General features: G+C 64.7%; 14 protein-coding genes. 3 read left to right on the top strand and 11 right to left on the bottom strand.

The window, feature by feature from the left end:
* The first annotated feature begins 4 nt into the window (after positions 1-4).
* Positions 5-796: a hypothetical protein gene (locus tag ABH922_RS10225; RefSeq protein ID WP_424806816.1), complete on the top strand. Its 792-nt coding sequence runs from the start codon at positions 5-7 to the stop codon at positions 794-796.
* Here ABH922_RS10225 and ABH922_RS10220 read toward each other — a convergent pair.
* The 10 genes from ABH922_RS10220 to ABH922_RS10175 form a co-directional block, all read right to left on the bottom strand.
* Positions 786-2,498 (bottom strand): hydrogenase maturation protein, encoded by a 1,713-nt coding sequence (locus ABH922_RS10220; RefSeq protein ID WP_424806815.1) that lies wholly within the window; start codon positions 2,496-2,498, stop codon positions 786-788. The genes ABH922_RS10225 and ABH922_RS10220 overlap by 11 nt on opposite strands.
* Before the next feature lie 252 nt (positions 2,499-2,750).
* The gene (locus ABH922_RS10215) at positions 2,751-3,254 is read right to left on the bottom strand and encodes a hypothetical protein (RefSeq protein WP_424806814.1); all 504 of its coding nucleotides are present in this window, start codon (positions 3,252-3,254) and stop codon (positions 2,751-2,753) included.
* Positions 3,255-3,300: 46 nt separating this feature from the next.
* Positions 3,301-4,362, bottom strand: a complete 1,062-nt coding sequence (locus tag ABH922_RS10210) for a ferrochelatase (RefSeq protein WP_424806813.1) — start codon at positions 4,360-4,362, stop codon at positions 3,301-3,303.
* Positions 4,363-4,433: 71 nt separating this feature from the next.
* A complete protein-coding gene (inhA, locus tag ABH922_RS10205) occupies positions 4,434-5,231 on the bottom strand; it encodes an NADH-dependent enoyl-ACP reductase InhA (RefSeq protein WP_424806812.1) in 798 nt (265 codons plus the stop codon).
* A gap of 65 nt (positions 5,232-5,296) precedes the next feature.
* Positions 5,297-6,046 (bottom strand): 3-oxoacyl-ACP reductase FabG1, encoded by a 750-nt coding sequence (fabG1, locus tag ABH922_RS10200; RefSeq protein ID WP_424806811.1) that lies wholly within the window; start codon positions 6,044-6,046, stop codon positions 5,297-5,299.
* Between the two features lie 84 nt (positions 6,047-6,130).
* Positions 6,131-7,111: a VWA domain-containing protein gene (locus ABH922_RS10195; RefSeq protein ID WP_424806810.1), complete on the bottom strand. Its 981-nt coding sequence runs from the start codon at positions 7,109-7,111 to the stop codon at positions 6,131-6,133.
* Complete coding sequence (locus tag ABH922_RS10190) at positions 7,112-8,083, bottom strand: DUF58 domain-containing protein (RefSeq protein ID WP_424806809.1); 972 nt, start codon at positions 8,081-8,083, stop codon at positions 7,112-7,114.
* Positions 8,080-9,240: an AAA family ATPase gene (locus tag ABH922_RS10185; RefSeq protein ID WP_424809620.1), complete on the bottom strand. Its 1,161-nt coding sequence runs from the start codon at positions 9,238-9,240 to the stop codon at positions 8,080-8,082. The genes ABH922_RS10190 and ABH922_RS10185 overlap by 4 nt, the downstream gene beginning before the upstream one ends.
* Positions 9,241-9,370: 130 nt before the next feature.
* Complete coding sequence (locus ABH922_RS10180; RefSeq protein ID WP_424806808.1) at positions 9,371-10,966, bottom strand: NlpC/P60 family protein; 1,596 nt, start codon at positions 10,964-10,966, stop codon at positions 9,371-9,373.
* Positions 10,967-11,430: 464 nt separating this feature from the next.
* Positions 11,431-12,006, bottom strand: coding sequence for a DUF6676 family protein (locus ABH922_RS10175; RefSeq protein ID WP_424806807.1), 576 nt, complete (start codon positions 12,004-12,006; stop codon positions 11,431-11,433).
* A gap of 442 nt (positions 12,007-12,448) precedes the next feature.
* On the opposite strand from ABH922_RS10175, the gene acnA reads away from it, so the two are divergent.
* Together acnA and ABH922_RS10165 are read left to right on the top strand one after the other, a co-directional pair.
* Positions 12,449-15,253: an aconitate hydratase AcnA gene (gene acnA / locus ABH922_RS10170; protein WP_424806806.1), complete on the top strand. Its 2,805-nt coding sequence runs from the start codon at positions 12,449-12,451 to the stop codon at positions 15,251-15,253.
* 99 nt (positions 15,254-15,352) lie between these two features.
* Complete coding sequence (locus ABH922_RS10165) at positions 15,353-15,919, top strand: TetR/AcrR family transcriptional regulator (RefSeq protein WP_424806805.1); 567 nt, start codon at positions 15,353-15,355, stop codon at positions 15,917-15,919.
* Positions 15,920-15,981: 62 nt separating this feature from the next.
* On the opposite strand, the gene ABH922_RS10160 is transcribed toward ABH922_RS10165, so the two are convergent.
* Positions 15,982-17,613 carry an ABC-F family ATP-binding cassette domain-containing protein gene (locus ABH922_RS10160; protein WP_424806804.1) on the bottom strand — a complete coding sequence of 544 codons (1,632 nt, stop codon included), beginning with the start codon at positions 17,611-17,613 and terminating at the stop codon, positions 15,982-15,984.
* Between the last annotated feature and the right edge of the window lie 108 nt (positions 17,614-17,721).

Raw genomic sequence — 17,721 nt, 5'->3', positions numbered from 1 at the left:
GGTCATGAGTTCTCCCAGCGCAACGCTCACCGTGTGGGCGGCATCATGGCTCGCAGGCGACACCGCGCCGGACGACGTCATCGACGCTCTCGCCGAGTGGGCACCGATGCATCTACTCGGCGCCGCCGACCAGCAGACGGCCGAGCGTCACGAACTGGACTGGCCGGGTGTCACCGCGTCGGGTGTCTCGGCGTTGCTGCGGATCCTGCGGACCGAGAACACCGATATCCGGCTGGTCCTGCCCACCGCAGGCGATGTCCGTGGCCTACCGGTGGGGACCGATTTTGCCCGTGCCGCGATATCGGCCGGTGAGGGTGTGCAAATCGGCACCACCGGCGAACCGGGGATGGGACTGGTACCGGTGGTCGAAGGCCCGGACGTGATGCGATGGACGCTCTATCCGATACCGGCAGTGGCCGCTCATCCCGGTCAGTGCAGCCTCCGGGAAGCGGAATACGCACTGCGACAAGCAGTCAGAGAAGCTGCCGACGCGCTCGGTAGCCTGCAGACCGTCGCCACCGGAACGCGCGGATCCGATGCCCGAGCGCTGATCGCCGAAGCGATGCAGGCCCAAGCTCGCCACCGATGGCCGGCTGCACTGTCACCGCGACACCTCCAGGTACTCGACACCGCCGACAACGTGGCGGCGATCCTGGACGTCGCCGCGGCCGCCGCCACACATCGACCGCCGACAGCTGCGGCGGAATACTCCCGGGAAGAGCTTCTCCGACGGCTGTGGGATGTGGTGCGGGCCGCGAGGATCGCATCGGCGGACAGCATGTCGATCAGAGCTTGAGTACGAAGTTCCGTCGTTTCTCGGCGAAACCGTTGCGGTCGCCGAAGAGATCGATCTTCATCTCCTCGAGTTCACGGGTCTCGTAAGGCGCGAACGGATTGAGTTCGAGGCGTTGCTTTTTCAGCTCCAGAGTTGATTCCAGTCGGCCACCGTCGAGGACTCCTTGTCCCACCTTGTTCAGCCACGCCTCGAACTGACGCGGCTCACGGGGTCCGACGATGTCGACCAAACCGATCTCCTGGGCGCGGCGCACACCGATCGGGGCGCACTCGCTGAGCAACCGGTTCGCCTGCTCGTGGCCGACCCGAGCAGGCAGCGTGTACGTGTGCAGTTCCGAGCCGAAGAGACCCATCGTGGCGTAGTGCGGATTGAGAACGACACCGTCTCGAGCAGCCACCACGTCCGCGCCGAGTGGCAGCATGACTCCACCCGCCCCCGCGTTGCCGGTGAACGCCGCCACCACCACCTGATCGGTGCAGCTCACGATCGCCCTGGCCACCTCGTTGATCGCCTGGATGTTCGCCCACGCCTCACCGGCGGGATCGGAGGACGCATGGACGACATTGAGGTGAATGCCGTTGCTGAACCTGTCGTAGTCGCCCGTCAGCATCAGCACTTTCGTGTCGCGCGCCACGGCCCATCGCAGCACGCTCGCCAGTCGTAGGCACTGCGAGGTGCTCATCGCACCGTTGTAGAACCGGAACGAGAGGTAACCGATGTCGCCCTCGCGGTGATAGTTGATCTCCGGATAGCGGCCGTCCTCGGCCTGCCGGATCAGTCCGACGGGACGAACGACCGCGGCCGCAGGCAACTTGAAGTTCTCCGCGCCAGGGCGCCGAGCATGGCCGATCCAGACGCTCCCCGCACCGGTCGCCACCCGGACGGCCTGCAGGTGGTGCTCGACGATGGTTCCGGGTTCGACGTCGACGTGCGCGTCGAGATGCGCATCGTAGACGTACACATTGTCCAGGCCCAGTTCGGTCAGCACTCCGGGGAATCCGTCCGCCGCGTTGATCGCCCGCACGATCGCCGGAGCGTCGTCACCCCAGGAAAACGCACGATCCGACTGCTTCATCGTCGGATTGGTCCGCGCTGTCGGCACCGGCTTCGTGATCTGATCGGCCGGCGTGGGAACGAAGTCGGGGTCGCCGAACCGTTCGATCACGTCCTGAATGCATTCCATCGCAGCATCGGCGACCGCCCCGTTGTACACGGACGATTTGGGGGTGTTGGCACTGATCTCGAATGTGCGCCAGGCCCAGACCGGCCCGCCGTCGAGCTCTTCCGCCGCGTGCAGCGCAGTGACGCCCCAGGTGGCTTCTCGTTCGGTGATCGCCCAGTCCAATGACGACGGACCTCGGTCTCCGGGCGGTCCCGGATGGATGATGATGGTTGTCCACCGTCGCCAGACAGATTCCGGGACATAGGCTTTCAGATACGGGCAGATGATGAGATCGAAATCGCCTCGATCGGTGGCAGCGACAACCTCGTCGGCATCGGCGACCACCGAGGTACGTACTCGATGGCCGGCCTCGCGCAGTGTCAGCGCAGCACGCTGTGACAATCCGTTGTCGGAGGTGACCAGCAGCAGTACGTCCAAGGTTCGCGCCGGTGGCTCGTGACGTCGACCACGTCGGAAGAGCGCTGCCGTGGCTGCCCGCAGGAGCACACCCCCCGGTCTGACCGCTCTCGGTGTCGACACCCGAACATCCTTCGGGGGCGCTAAAGTGGTCACCGGCACAGGGGTGGCGCTATGAGTCGAAACCATGTATTTCTGCTCGAATCTTCGGGTATCCGCAACACCGGGAAGGTCGTGACCCTGCCCAGTCCACCGATAGGTTTAATGACGTATTTAGGGACTTTATACCTACGGTCGGTTTGTTTCAATAGCAAATAGCGAGCAAATGGACTGTTCGGACATTGGTAACAAACTTGAAGTTCGTGACGGCGTGATTTACAGGGTGCGCTGCAGCGCGATGTACCGGTCGATCCTGATGTGCTCGTCCAACGTCGGAAAGTGCATCGCCGAGCGCTCACCGGTACCCGTTCGATATCCGTGACGTGCGAGCCATACGGCCACGTCACCCCAGAACCAGATTCCACCCGAAACCGTGTTGTACGGGGCCGGGAACGGCGTGGCAGCCTGCCGGACACCGCGCACCCACTGCCCGACCGCCTGCCTCGTCATCCCGACCCGGTCGGCGATGTCTTGGCGAGTGACCAGGTCCGGATGCGTACGATCGATCACGATACCCAGGTCGGTCAAGCCGTCGACAACCGTGATCGCCGTCGTCGGAGCCCGCATTCCGTCCGCTTCCACCGTCAACAAACGCAGGCCACCGCGATCGAGAAAACGCGCCGGCCAGTCCCGAATCACCGACTCCTCCCGCGAGGTCGTCGCAAGTTCGACGATGAAGGTGAACTCGAAGCGGTGGTAGATGTCCTCGAAGTCAGTCACAGCATCCGTCCAGCACATGTTCGAAAGGGTCAGCGGAGGACTGGCGTCACCGTGTCGGGCGGGTGACGGCAGCACAGCAGTCGACGGCGCACCGTACCCCGTTCTCCGTCGACCCGAGCAACGGTTCGACTCCGAGTCGCACCGGCGCCTGGCCGGCGAGGCGTTCCTGGATCAGGGCGGGAACCAACCGGGCGAAACGTCGATCTCGACCTGGGGTACCCGCGCGTACGAAATCCATACCGAGTTCGTCCGCCTTGTCCTTCGCTTCGGTGTCGAGATCCCACACCACTTCCAGATGATCGGAGACGAATCCCACCGGGCACACGATCACCGCACGAACACCCTTGCCCGACAAGACATCGAGATGATCACAAATGTCCGGATCGAGCCACGGTACCTGCGGCGGGCCCGACCGCGATTGCCACACCAGGTCGAAATCGTCGACGCCGGCCTCGGCTGCCACCAACTTCGCCGCTTCGGCAACCTGACGGCTGTACAGATGGCCACCCTCGGCCGGTGGTCCGGCGTTGCGATCCGCGGCGCTGGGAACCGAATGAGCGGTGAACACCAGCCTCGCCTGCTCGCGCGTCGTCGCAGGCAACTCCGCACGGGCCGCACGGACGGCATCGGCAAATGCCCCCACCACCAGCGGATGATCGAAATACTGACGTAGCTTGGTCAGAACCGGCGCACCGGCGCCGACGCTCTCCCGAGCCCGCGCGATGTCCTCGTGATACTGACGACACCCCGAATAGCCGCCCCATGCCGACGTCGCGAAGACCGCGGCGTTCCGGATTCCGTCCGCGCGCATCTGCGCCACGGTGTCCTCCACCATCGGATGCCAGTTCCGGTTACCGAAGTACACCGGCAGATCCAGGCCCGACGCGACAAGTTCGTCCTCGACCCGGCCGATCAACTCACGATTGAGTGCGTTGATCGGAGATACCCCCCCGAAATGCATGTAATGCTCGACCACGGCGTCCAGGCGCTCCGGCGGAACACCCCGACCGCGAGTCACATTCTCCAGGAACGGGCGAACATCGTCGGGTTTTTCGGGGCCGCCGAACGACAACACGAGAAGAGCATCGAACGGCACATCCAAGGTCATGCGTTCAATCTTCCGTGATGCCGTCCGACGCTACGCACCCGGGTACGCGCCCACGTAGTAGAACCGGGCTTCTAGCCGACCACCGCGTGAAATCCGCCGTCGACGTAGATGATCGACGCCGTGGTTCCGGGCAGCCAATCCGAGAGAACCGTGCACACGGACTTGGCGACCGGCTCCGGATCGTCGACGTTCCAGCCGATCGGCGCCGCGTTGTCCCACGCGGTGTTCAGCTGATTGAGCTCGTCCGCCGGTCCGGTGCTGCTACCGGCGATCGCTTTCGCGGCGAGAGTCTTGATCGGTCCGGCCGCAACAAGATTGGAGCGGATACCACGACCGCCGACCTCTTTGGCCACATACCGGTTGACAGCTTCGAGCGCGGCCTTCGAGACACCCATCCAGTTGTAGAACGGCATCGCACGCGACGGATCGAAATCCATGCCGACGATCGACGCATTGTCGTTGAGCACCGGCAGCAGTGCCTTCGCCAGCGCGGCGTAGGAGTACGCGGAGATCTCGACCGCCGCCGAGATGTCACTCCACGGCGCATCGAGGAACGGGCTACCCAGACCCGAGCGGGGCGAGAACGCGATGGAATGGACGACTCCGTCGATACCTTCGGGAGCCAGTACACGCACGCGCTCGGCGAGCGAGGCCAGATCTTCCTCGCTCTGCACATCGAGGGAAACAGCCGGCGGCACGGGCTGCGGCAGTCGTTGCGCGATGCGGTCGATCAGGCGCAGACGGTCGAAACCGGTGATCACGACCTTCGCCCCCTGCTCCTGCGCCACCTTGGCCACGTGGAACGCTATCGACGAGTCCGTGATGATGCCGGTGACGAGAATGGTCTTACCCTCGAGTAAACCGCCCATAAGTGATCCTCCTGATGTCAGACGTACGGAAAATGTGTGAGTGTTCGGAACCAAATCCGGGTGCGTCAGTGGCCCATTCCCAGGCCGCCGTCGACCGGAATGACCGCGCCCGAGACATACGCCGAATCATCCGAAGCGAGGAAACTGACCACTGCCGCAACGTCTTCCGGCTTTCCGGTGCGCTGCAACGGAATGAACTCGGTGGCCTTGTCCTTGACGTCGTCCCCGAGAGCGGCCGTCATGTCGGTCTCGATGAAACCGGGTGCGACGACGTTGGCGGTGATCGAACGGGAACCGAGCTCACGGGTCAGCGAACGCGCGATGCCGACGATGCCCGCCTTCGACGCGGCATAGTTGACCTGACCGGCCTGACCGGCCAGACCCACCACCGAGCCGAGGAAGATGAACCGGCCGAACCGTGCCCGCAGCATCGACCGCGTGGCCCGCTTGGCCAGACGGAACGTTCCGGTGAGGTTCGCGTCGACGACGCTGGTGAACTGGTCCTCGGACATACGCATGATCAAAGTGTCGTCCGTGACGCCGGCGTTGGCGACGATGACCTCCACCGGACCCTGGTGCGCCTCCACCTCTTTGAACGCACGATCGATCGACTCGGTGTCGGTGACGTCGCAGACAACTCCGAACAGGCCCTCCGGAACACCGGAGCCACGATGGGTGACCGCCACCTTGTGTCCGTCCGCGGCGAGTCGTTGCGCAACGGCCAAGCCGATTCCGCGGTTGCCGCCGGTGACGAGTATCGATCGAGGAGTGGTGACCGTCCGTTCGGACTGCACTGACGTGGAAGGGGTAGACATGGCGATCAACCTATCAATTGCAGCCGGATATCGTTTCCGGCGTCGTTCGAACACGAGGTACGTCCGCGTGGCGTGGACACGGCGTCAGGGCAGCCGCTGCCGCCGCACGAGCGCGAGAACCAAACCGGCCGTGGCGAAGAAGACACCCGCGATCAACCACGGCCGACTCGCGTCGCCGCGAGTGGTCTCGAATCCGATCTGCTCCTCCAACGTGCTGTAGACCTCTCGCAGTTCTTCGAGGCTGGACGCGGTGAAGAAACTCCCGCCCGACAGGTTGGCGATCTCCTTCAACGACGCGTCGTCGACGGGGACCGGAATCCGATCGCCCTGGATCTCGACCCGCCCGTACGTCGTACCGAACGAGATGGTGGAGATCGGTACTCCCTTGTCCTTTGCCTGCCGGGCCGCGGTGAACCCCCCGCGCGGATCGTCTTCACCCTCGGGCACCGTCTGCTTGCCGTCGGAGAGCAACACGATCCGCGCCGGCGGCGCCTGATCACCGCCGCCCAGTACCGCGGAAAGCGTGTCGATCGATTGCAGGGACGTGAAGATCGCCTCACCCGTGGCAGTTCGTTCACTGAGTTTGAGGTTGTCGATCGCAGCCTTCGTCGCATCCCGGTTCGTCGTCGGCGACACCAGTACCGACGCGGTCCCGGCGAACGCCACCAGACCCAAGTTGATCCCCGGGGTGAGCCCGTCGGCGAACGACTTGGCCGCTTCCTGCGCCGCCGCGAGCCGTGTCGGTTGCACATCCGTGGCCTGCATCGACAACGACACGTCGATCACCAGGATCACGGTGGCCCGGTTCCGCGGCACCTTGGTGTCCGCCGTGGGACCGGCCAGCGCGACGGTGAAGAACACCAGTGCGATCACCATTGCGAGTGCCGGAATGTGGCGCCACCGACCCGGGCGTGACGGGGCCACCTTCTCGAGCAGGGCGAAGTTCGTAAAGCGCAACGTGTTCTTCTGCCGCGACCGCTGGACGATCACGTACCCGACGATCAGGGCAGCGACGACGAGGAGAAACAACAGCCACCACGGTGACGTGAACCGAGAAAGACTCAACTACCCCACGCCTCCCGCTCGTGAACCGGCGCCCTGGCTGTGTCGACGAGCGGAAACGAAACGCACGACGTCCGCGATCCAGTCACGATCGGTGTGCAGGGACATCAACGGTGCCCCGCATCGGCGCAGAGCCTGCCGCACGTCGACTCGATGTGCGGCGGCGACCCGGGCAAAGTCCGCCCGCAACTGCGGCGTCGTCGAGAATTCGCGAGTACGTCCGCTCTCGGGGTCGTGCAGAACCACGTCGCCGACGTCGGGCAACTCCAGATCGCGCGGGTCGACCACTTCCACCCCGAGCACGTCGTGCCTACCGGCGATGGCCCGCAGCGAGCGCTCCCAATCGATCGGGCCGAGGAAGTCGCTGATCACCACAGCCAAGCCACGTCGACGCTGCGGGCGACGCAACGCCTCGATCGCGCCGACCAGGTCACCTCGCACCCCGTCCGGGGCGTGCGGTGTGGTCGCGATCGTTCGGAGCATCGCCTGTGCGTGAATTCGACCGCCGCGCGCCGGAATTCGCGTCGTCTGCGCGCCGGTCGAGATGATCGCCCCCACTCGATTGCCCCCGGAACTGGTCAAGTGCGTCACCGCTGCAGCCGCCGCGACGACCAGATCACGTTTCTCGCACCCCGCGGTGCCGAAATCGAGGCTCGCCGAAAGATCGATCACCAGCCACGTCTCGAGTTCGCGGTCGGCTACAGCCTGACGGACGTGAGGATGGGTGGTACGGGCGGTCACGGACCAGTCCATCTGCCGCACGTCGTCACCGGGTTGATACTCGCGGGCGTCACCCGGTTCGGAACCCGGTCCCGGAATCAACCCGAGATGATCGCCGTGCAAGACACCGTCGAGCCGGCGTCGAACCGTCAACTCGAGTGTGCGGAGCGCTGCCGTCAGGCGAGGGTCACGGAGCTCCCCGGATTCGAACCTCGGTGGGGAACCGTCGTGGCCTGCCGCGCCTGCTGCCGTCACTGCGGGCGGCTCGGCGATTCGGGATGAACGTACGGAGCGCCGTTACCGGTCGGTACCGCACCACCGGGCTGCGGAAACTGAGGCGAGTTCTGAGGCTGCTGAATCGGTTGGTGCGGGCCGGCCGGAATCGGCACCGGCCGCGCCGCGATCTGCGGCAACCCGACCGTCTGCAGCACACGCGCGATCACGGCGTCCGGGGTGACCTCGTCCGCCAACGCGTCGTAGGACAGAACCAGACGGTGACGCAGCACGTCCGGGATCACCTCGACGACGTCCTGCGGGACCACGTAATCGCGGCCTCGCACGAAAGCCAGGGCCCGTGACGCGGCGATGATACCGAGCGTCGCGCGGGGCGAGGCGCCGTAGGCAATCCAACCGGCCACGTCGTCGAGCCCGACCTCGCGGGGAGTGCGCGTGGCCGCGATGACCCGCACCACGTAGTCGACCAGCGCATGATGAACGAACACTCCGGCCGCGACTTTCTGCAAGCGGACAAGCTCTTCGGGTCCGAGAATTCGATGTGCCTGGGGCGCCGCCACACCCATCCGGTAGACGATCTCCCGTTCTTCCTCGACGCTCGGATAATCGACCAGGATCTTGAACAGGAAACGGTCGCGCTGCGCTTCCGGCAACGGGTAGACACCCTCGTTCTCGATGGGGTTCTGAGTTGCCATGACCAGAAACGGATCGGGCATGTGATATCGCTTACCACCGATGGTGACGTGCCGTTCCGCCATCACCTCCAGCAGAGCGGACTGCACCTTGGCCGGTGCCCGGTTGATCTCGTCGGCAAGTACGAAGTTGGCGACGACCGGCCCGAGCTCGGTGTCGAACTCCTCGCGACCTTGGCGATAGATACGGGTTCCGATGAGATCGGTGGGTACCAGGTCGGGAGTGAACTGGACCCGGGAGAAAGACCCGCCCACCACACTCGCGAACGTCTCCACGGCCAAGGTCTTCGCCACACCCGGTACGCCCTCGAGGAGAACGTGTCCTCTGGCGAGCAGGCCAACCAGAATCCGTTCCACCAACCGGTCTTGCCCGACGATGACGCGTTTGACCTCGTAGATCACCCGCTCGAGTGTCTGAACATCGGCTGCCAGAGACGTCGCCTGCCCGTCCACCGAACCGTTGCCGTTCGCGCCGGTCGAACCGATCGAATCGTCACCTGAGGTCACCGAGTATCCATCGCTTTCACCTAGAAAAGTTCTGACATCGAAGCGTACCGAGTCAACTATTCCAGGTCCGCGCATTCGATGCCGGAGCCGCCGCGCGCCGCACCCGCACTCAGGAGACCATCCGCACGACGTACGGGGTCATGCCGCCCCAACGAACAGGCGAGACCTTCACGCTCGAACCGGATTGCGGCGCCTCGAGCATCTGACCGTTGCCGAGATAGAGGGCGACGTGCTGGCTGGCGTTGGGTCCGTAGAAGATCATGTCCCCACGCTTCATCTCCGACGACGGCACCTGCTTGCCCGCCGTGTACTGGTAGCCGGTGTAGTGCGGCAGGGAGATACCGATACCGGCGAAGGCGTAGATCATCAGCCCCGAGCAGTCGAATCCGACCTTGTTGAAGTCTCCGTAACTGTCCGCGACGCCGCCGTCGCGAATGCCCTTGGTCGGCCCGTTCTCGTTTCCACCTCCCCACGCGTATTGCACTCCGAGCTGCGACATCCCTCGATCGATGACCGATTCGATCGCTGCGCCTCCGGTCACCGACGGGGTACTCGGTTTCGGCGCCACAGTCGTCGTGGTCGGTTTGGGCGTTGCCACGACAGGGGCAGTCGTCGGCGCAGTGGTCGTCGGTGCGGCAGGCGCCGAGTTGCCGGTCGTCGGTGCGGCAGGCGCCGAGTTGCCGGTCGTCGGTGTCGTGACCGTCGTACCACCGGTCCCCGGGATGGACGGCACGTCGATATCGGGGATCACCGTGGGGTCGGGATCGTCCACCGCGGTGTGGGGGCGTTGCGCGGCAGCCAACGCCGCGGCCCGGTCCTTGGCCGCCTGATCCGCCGCCGCCCGCGCCGCGGCCTGAACCGCAGCTTCCTTGGCAGCAGCTTCGAGTGCCGCTTGGTGGGCTTCCTCGGCCCGCCGCTGCTCGTCCCACGTCGCGTAGGCCTGGCGTTGGTTCTGCAAGCCCGCGACCGCGTTGCGCGCGGCGTCGAGTTGAGCTTGCGCGGAATTGCGTTCCGCTTCGATCGACGCCTTCTTGGCCACCTGCTGGGCGAGGGCGTTGCGTGCGACGGCGATGGCCTGCTCGGCGAGATCCTTGAGATTGGCAGCTATCTCGGCCGCGGCGTCCGCCTGCTGCTTGGCCTGGCGGGTCGCGGAGTCCCGGTTGGCCTGCTCGGTGCGCGCACGCTGCAGGCCGTCGAGAACCGCACTTTGGGTATTGGCGAGAAGTTTGAGCACCTGCGCTCGATCGAGAACGTCGGCCGGGCCCTTGGCGTCGAGGAACGACGTGATGGACGAGGTATTGGTTCCCTTGACGTAACTGGAACGGGCGTACTTGTCGAAATCGTTCTGCGCAACCTCGATCTGCGCGGAGGCGTCCTGCAAGGCCTGTTTCGTGATCGTCACAGCCTGAGCTGCTGCATCAGCGGCCGACCTGGCGTTCTGCAGATCGACCAGCGATTTGTTGACTTCCTCGCGTTTGACTGCGACATCGTCGTCGAGCGCGGACAACTGCTGGTCCGCGGCGGCGACCTCGTTGATCAGCGCGCTGACCGTTCCCACCCCCGCCGATACCTGGGAATCGGCGGCCGAGATGTCGGCGTCACTGGGATTGGGCGGGGGCGGCGGAACAGCCGCTGCGGGGGTGACTACGATGAGAGCACTGACCAGGCCCAGCCCGACGGCAACCTGGATACCGCGGAACGACACACCGGAAGATCGGCGCCGACGCGGTCGACTGCCCGTTACTTGCCTCACAAATAACTCTCCCTCGCGTGTTCGCCACGGCCCGCAGAGTCGCCGATCCGTGCGGGGAGGGAATGCGCACACAGATCTGATGCCACGTCGACGACCCACGACGGCCGGCCGGCTTCCCTCGGCCGGAGTCCTTGCGTCGATCGTCAACCGGACCGTGGTCTCCGGGGCCGAAAACCACGGCACCGTACACGCACGGTCTGACATCACGAACTTGTCTGCGACACTTCTTCCCCAAAAAGTGCCAGTTGCACCGTACGACACTCGAGAGACCTTTGGAAACTCCAGCCACAAATAACACAAACAGTATTTATGCAACCAGAAGGCGACGCGGGTGCGGAACAGATCCATCGTGAGGGCCTGACCACGGAAACGGCGTCTGAACCCTGCACTCGGCACGGCCGTCGACCACGATCCGATCAGCTCGAAGTGGATCCGACGTCCGGGCGCGTCGGATGCTCTACCGTGTCCGAATTCTGTGTGACGTCGTGCGCTTTGCGCCATTTGGTCAGAAATACCGCGCCGACGAACGCCGCGACGACAGCCACGATCACAACGGTGTACGCCGCCCACGGCGGACCGGGTTCGACGATCTCGTGTGTGAAACGCTCCGCAGTGGTCGCCGCGCTCTCGCCGAAGGAACGATCCTGCGCGGTCTCCAACTCGACACGACTGATCGAGTCACTGTACGTGCCCATCCAGTTGGGACTGAGCACCAGAACTGTTCCGCCTTCGGACTTACCCACCGTGGTCGCGAGATCCCGCAGATCGGAGTCGCGGTCCGGATTGCTGTCGAGTACGACCACACTCAGCTCCACACCTCGCTCGCGCGCATCCGCGACGACTGTCGTCAGACCGGGTACGTCGGCGGCGGGCGCGAAGACACCGTCGACGGCGACGTCGGCGAGCACCTCGTCGACGTCGACGTTCCCGGGAAGAGCGAGATGCACAGGTGATTGTGCGAGGACAACTAGGTGATTGTTAGCGGCAGACATCTCTCATCCGGGTGCTGTGCGAATGTCGGTCACGACTGCTTGTGGTCGGCATTCGCGGTCAAGGGCGGCAGCCGACCCCCAACCGGCCTGAAATGCACCATACCGTCACGAGGAGTCGGACCCGTCCGTACCCGTCCGACACGCCCGTGGTCCATCCGCGCACCCGGTCCTCGCCCGCGTTGCGCCGGTTCCGTTACTGCACCAAGATTGATTCGGTCGACTTGCCCCGAATTCTCACAGGACAAGCGTACTGTTAGACTTGTACCGAGAGGTACCACCGGGACAGGCCGGGTCCACACTGCAGCTCCGATGTTCGGACAGTTCTCACGCGAACTGTGCGATCGGCGTGAGCTACGGATGGAACCACCTGATCCGAAGTACCTCGCTTCAGCTGCCGACACAGCCCCGTCGGTAGCGACCCTCATAGACGAGTGGAGCAGACGTGAGCACCAGTATCGATTCGTTCGGAGCCAAGGGAACCCTCGAGGTCGGTGAGAACTCTTACGAGATCTTCCGCCTCGCGGCCGTCCCCGGCACCGAGAAATTGCCCTATTCCCTGAAGGTTCTCGCCGAGAACCTTCTCCGCACCGAAGACGGTGCCAACATCACCGCGGATCACATCCGTGCCATCGCGAGCTGGGATCCTTCAGCTCAACCGAGCATCGAAATCCAGTTCACGCCGGCCCGCGTGATCATGCAGGACTTCACCGGCGTCCCCTGTGTCGTCGACCTCGCCACCATGCGTGAGGCCGTCACCACCCTCGGCGGCGACCCGAACAAGGTCAACCCACTCTCCCCCGCCGACATGGTCATCGACCACTCGGTCATCCTCGACGTCTTCGGCCAGGCCGACGCCCTCGAGCGCAACGTCGACCTCGAGTACGAGCGCAACGGCGAGCGTTACCAGTTCCTTCGTTGGGGCCAGGGCGCATTCGACGACTTCAAGGTCGTTCCCCCCGGAATGGGTATCGTCCACCAGGTCAACATCGAGTACCTGGCACCGACGGTCATGTCCCGTAACGGTCAGGCGTACCCCGACACCTGTGTCGGCACCGACTCGCACACCACCATGGTCAACGGCCTCGGCGTGCTCGGCTGGGGTGTCGGCGGCATCGAAGCCGAGGCAGCCATGCTCGGCCAGCCGGTCTCCATGCTCATCCCCCGCGTCGTCGGCTTCAAACTCTCCGGTGAGATCAAGCCCGGCGTGACCGCCACCGACGTGGTGCTGACCGCCACCGAGATGCTGCGCAAGCACGGCGTCGTCGGCAAGTTCGTCGAGTTCTACGGCAAGGGCGTCGCCGAGGTTCCGCTAGCGAACCGCGCGACCCTGGGCAACATGAGCCCCGAATTCGGTTCCACCGCAGCGATCTTCCCGATCGACAGCGAGACGATCGACTACCTGCGCCTGACCGGTCGCAGCGACGAGCAGCTCGCTCTCGTCGAGGCGTACGCCAAGGAACAGGGCCTGTGGCACGATCCCGACAAGGAGCCCGTCTTCTCCGAGTACATCGAGCTCGATCTGGGAACCGTGGTTCCCTCGATCGCCGGCCCGAAGCGTCCGCAGGACCGAATCCTGTTGTCGGAGTCCAAGGTTGCGTTCCGTAAGGACATCCACAACTACGTGGAAGAGAACCTTCCGACCTCGCACACGCAGCTCGACGAGGCAGTGGAAGAGTCCTTCCCCGCGTCCGACCCGGCCGTGCTCTCCTTCGCCGACGACGGAGCAGTCGACGTGCTGTCCGCGGCGAACGGAGCCGAAGGCCGCCCGAGCAAGCCGGTTCGCGTCGTCTCCGACGAGGCAGGCGAGTTCGTTCTCGATCACGGCGCCGTCGTCGTCGCCGGCATCACGTCCTGCACCAACACGTCCAACCCGTCGGTCATGCTCGGAGCCGCACTGCTGGCCCGCAACGCCGTCGAGAAGGGCCTGTCCACCAAGCCGTGGGTCAAGACCAACATGGCTCCGGGCTCGCAGGTCGTCACCGACTACTACGAGAAGGCCGGTCTGTGGCCGTACCTCGAGAAGCTCGGCTACTACCTCGGCGGCTACGGCTGCACCACGTGCATCGGTAACACCGGTCCACTGCCCGAGGCGGTATCGAAGGCGATCAACGACAACGACCTCTCGGTGACCGCCGTGCTCTCCGGTAACCGCAACTTCGAGGGACGCATCTCCCCCGACGTCAAGATGAACTACCTCGCTTCCCCGCCGCTGGTCATCGCATACGGCCTCGCCGGCACGATGGACTTCGACTTCGAGACCGACTCGCTCGGCACCGATCACGAGGGCAACCCCGTCTTCCTCAAGGACATCTGGCCGTCCACGCAGGAAATCGAAGAGACCATCAAGTCGGCCATCGATCAGGACATGTTCCGCAAGTCCTACGCGACCATCTTCGCGGGCGACAGCCGCTGGCAGAACCTCGAGACCCCCGAAGGCTCCACCTTCGAATGGGACGAGAACTCCACCTACGTGCGGAAGCCACCCTACTTCGACGGCATGACCATGGATCCGGCTCCGGTCACCGACATCACCGGCGCCCGCGTCCTGGCCCTGCTCGGCGACTCGGTCACCACCGACCACATCAGCCCGGCAGGCCCGATCAAGGCAGGCACTCCCGCCGCGCAGTACCTCGACTCGCACGGCGTCGAGCGCAAGGACTACAACTCCCTGGGCTCGCGTCGCGGTAACCACGAGGTCATGATTCGCGGAACGTTCGCGAACATCCGGCTGAAGAACCAGCTCCTCGACGACGTCTCGGGCGGATACACCCGCGACTTCACGCAGGACGGCGCACCGCAGGCATTCATCTACGACGCGTCGCAGAACTACCAGGCGGCCGGCATCCCGCTGGTGGTCCTGGGCGGCAAGGAGTACGGCTCCGGATCCTCGCGTGACTGGGCCGCCAAGGGTACCAGCCTGCTCGGCGTCAAGGCCGTCATCACCGAGTCGTTCGAGCGCATCCACCGCTCCAACCTCATCGGCATGGGCGTGGTCCCGCTGCAGTTCCCGGCCGGCGAGTCCGCCGCGTCGCTCAAGCTCGACGGAACCGAGACGTTCGACATCGTCGGCGTCGAGAAGCTGAACGAGGGCGTCACCCCGAAGACCATGAAGGTCACGGCGACGCGCGAGAACGGCGAGAAGGTCGAGTTCGACGCGGTCGTTCGCATCGACACCCCCGGTGAGGCGGACTACTACCGCAACGGTGGCATCCTGCAGTACGTGCTCCGCAACATGATCCGGGGCTAGTAAACGAGCCCTGCTCTACCCCACGTGGCGGACTCAGCGAGGTGCTGAGTCCGCCACGTGTGTACGAGCACCGAGAAGCGCGAGACGAGGACAACAGACGTGCCCAAGGTCAGTGAAGACCATCTCGCGGCACGGCGCAGTCAGATACTTGACGGCGCTCGCCGCTGCTTTGCGGAGTACGGCTACGACGGGGCCACCGTTCGACGACTCGAAGAGGTCACCGGGCTCTCACGCGGAGCCATCTTCCATCATTTCAAGGACAAGGACGGCCTGTTCCTGGCACTGGCGAGCGAAGATGCGAGCCGTATGGCCGATGTGGTCGCCGAAGAGGGGCTCGTGCAGGTCATGCGCGACATGCTTGCACAACCGGATCAATTCGACTGGCTCGGTACGCGACTGGAGATCGCGCGGCGGCTGCGCAACGACACCGATTTCCGCGTCAAATGGTCACAGCGATCGGCGGAGTTGACGGAAGCGACCAGTGCACGTCTGGCCCGTCAGAAATCAGCCGGCCGTCTACGGGACGACGTTCCCACCGAGGTTCTGATCGGCTACCTGGATCTGGTGATGGACGGCCTTGTCGCCCGAATGGCGTCCGGTCACGGCAGCCAGAACCTGTCGGCCGTGCTCGACCTGGTCGAGGAATCGGTGCGCCGACGAGAGTAGGGGGCGCAGCCCCGGTGCGCCTTTGCCGGTCCGTCCGACTACCGCCAAAGGCGCACCGGCGTTTACGCCAACTGGATAAGTTCCAGGTACTCCTGCGACCAGTGGTCCTCGTTGCCGTCGGGCAGCAGGATGACGCGCTCCGGGTTCAACGCCTCGGCAGCACCCGGGTCGTGGGTGACCAGGACGACGGCGCCGGTGTAACTGCGCAGTGCGTCGAGGACCTGCTCACGCGAGATCGGGTCCAGGTTGTTGGTGGGCTCGTCGAGAAGCAGGACGTTTGCGGCCGAGGACACCAGACCGGCCAGCGCCAGACGGGTCTTCTCACCACCGGAGAGGGTTCCCGCCGGCTGCTCGAGTTGCGGCCCGGTGAACATGAACGCGCCGAGCAGCGATCGCAGCTCCTGCTCCCCCGTGTCGGGGGCCGCGTGGCGGATGTTCTCCCACACCGAGTCGTTGTCGTCGAGGGTGTCGTGTTCCTGCGCGAAGTAGCCGACCTTGAGTCCGTGACCGCCGATCAACTCACCCGCGTCAGCTTTCTCCGCGCCGGCGAGAATACGCAGGAGGGTCGTCTTACCGGCACCGTTGAGTCCCAGGATCACTACTCGTGAGCCGCGGTCGATAGCAAGGTCGACACCGGTGAAGATCTCCAGCGAGCCGTACACCTTGGTGAGGTTCTTGCCCATCAGCGGCGTCTTGCCGCAGGCGGCCGGTTCGGGGAAACGAATGCGCGCCACCTTGTCCGAGACACGTTCGGCGTCGAGGTTGGCCATCAGCTTGTCGGCTCGTTTGGCCATGTTCTGGGCGGCGACGGCCTTGGTGGCCTTGGCGCCCATCTTCGCGGCCTGGATGCGCAGCGCCCCTGCCTTCTTCTCGGCGTTGGCACGCTCACGGCGACGACGCTGTTCGTCGGTGGCGCGGGCGTCGAGGTACTTCTTCCAATTCATGTTGTAGACGTCGGCCTCACCGCGCACGGCGTCGAGGAACCACACCCGGTTGACGACGTCGTCGAGCAGGTCCACGTCGTGGCTGATGACCACGAGACCGCCCTCGTGGTTCTGGAGGAATCCACGCAGCCAGGTGATGGAATCGGCGTCGAGGTGGTTGGTGGGTTCGTCGAGGAGCAGCGTCGTGTCGGAGCGAGCGCCGCTGCCGTCGGAGGCCGCGAAGAGAATGCGGGCCAATTCGACGCGTCGACGCTGTCCGCCGGAGAGGGTGCTCAGGGGCTGTCCGAGGATGCGGTCTTCGAGGCCGAGGCTGCTGGTGATGCGCGCTGCCTCGCTTTCGGCTTCGTATCCGCCCAGTGCCGAGAACCGGTCTTCGAGTTGTCCGTACTTGCGGACGGCTTTGTCCTGCGATTCCTGATCGAGCACCTCGCCCATCAGGATCTGCTGCTTCTCCATCTCGCGGAGCATGGTGTCCAGTCCGCGGGCGGAGAGCACCCGGTCCTTGGCCAGGACGCTCAGGTCGCCCTCTTTGGGGTCCTGCGGCAAGTAGCCCAGGTCTCCGGTGCGGACGACGGCTCCCGCATACGGTTCACCTTCGCCTGCGAGGATTCGCAGCGTGGTGGTCTTACCCGCACCGTTACGACCGACCAGACCGATACGGTCACCCGGCTGGATACGCAGTGACGGGCCGGGAGCGGTGAGAAGTGTGCGGACACCGGCACGAACTTCGAGGTCAGTGGCGGTAATCAAGCAGAACTCCTCAGAAAAATTGCACTATCGGGTGTAAGGATGCCTGGCGGCAAACACAAGAACCACCGATTTTACCGTGCTCCGAGGCAAGTTCCGACCATCGGACTG

Source organism: Rhodococcus sp. 27YEA15 (assembly GCF_049739425.1).
GTDB lineage: Bacteria > Actinomycetota > Actinomycetes > Mycobacteriales > Mycobacteriaceae > Rhodococcus_F.
The sequence above is the reverse complement of the archived record's forward strand: the minus strand, read 5'-3'. Positions and strand labels throughout refer to the sequence as shown.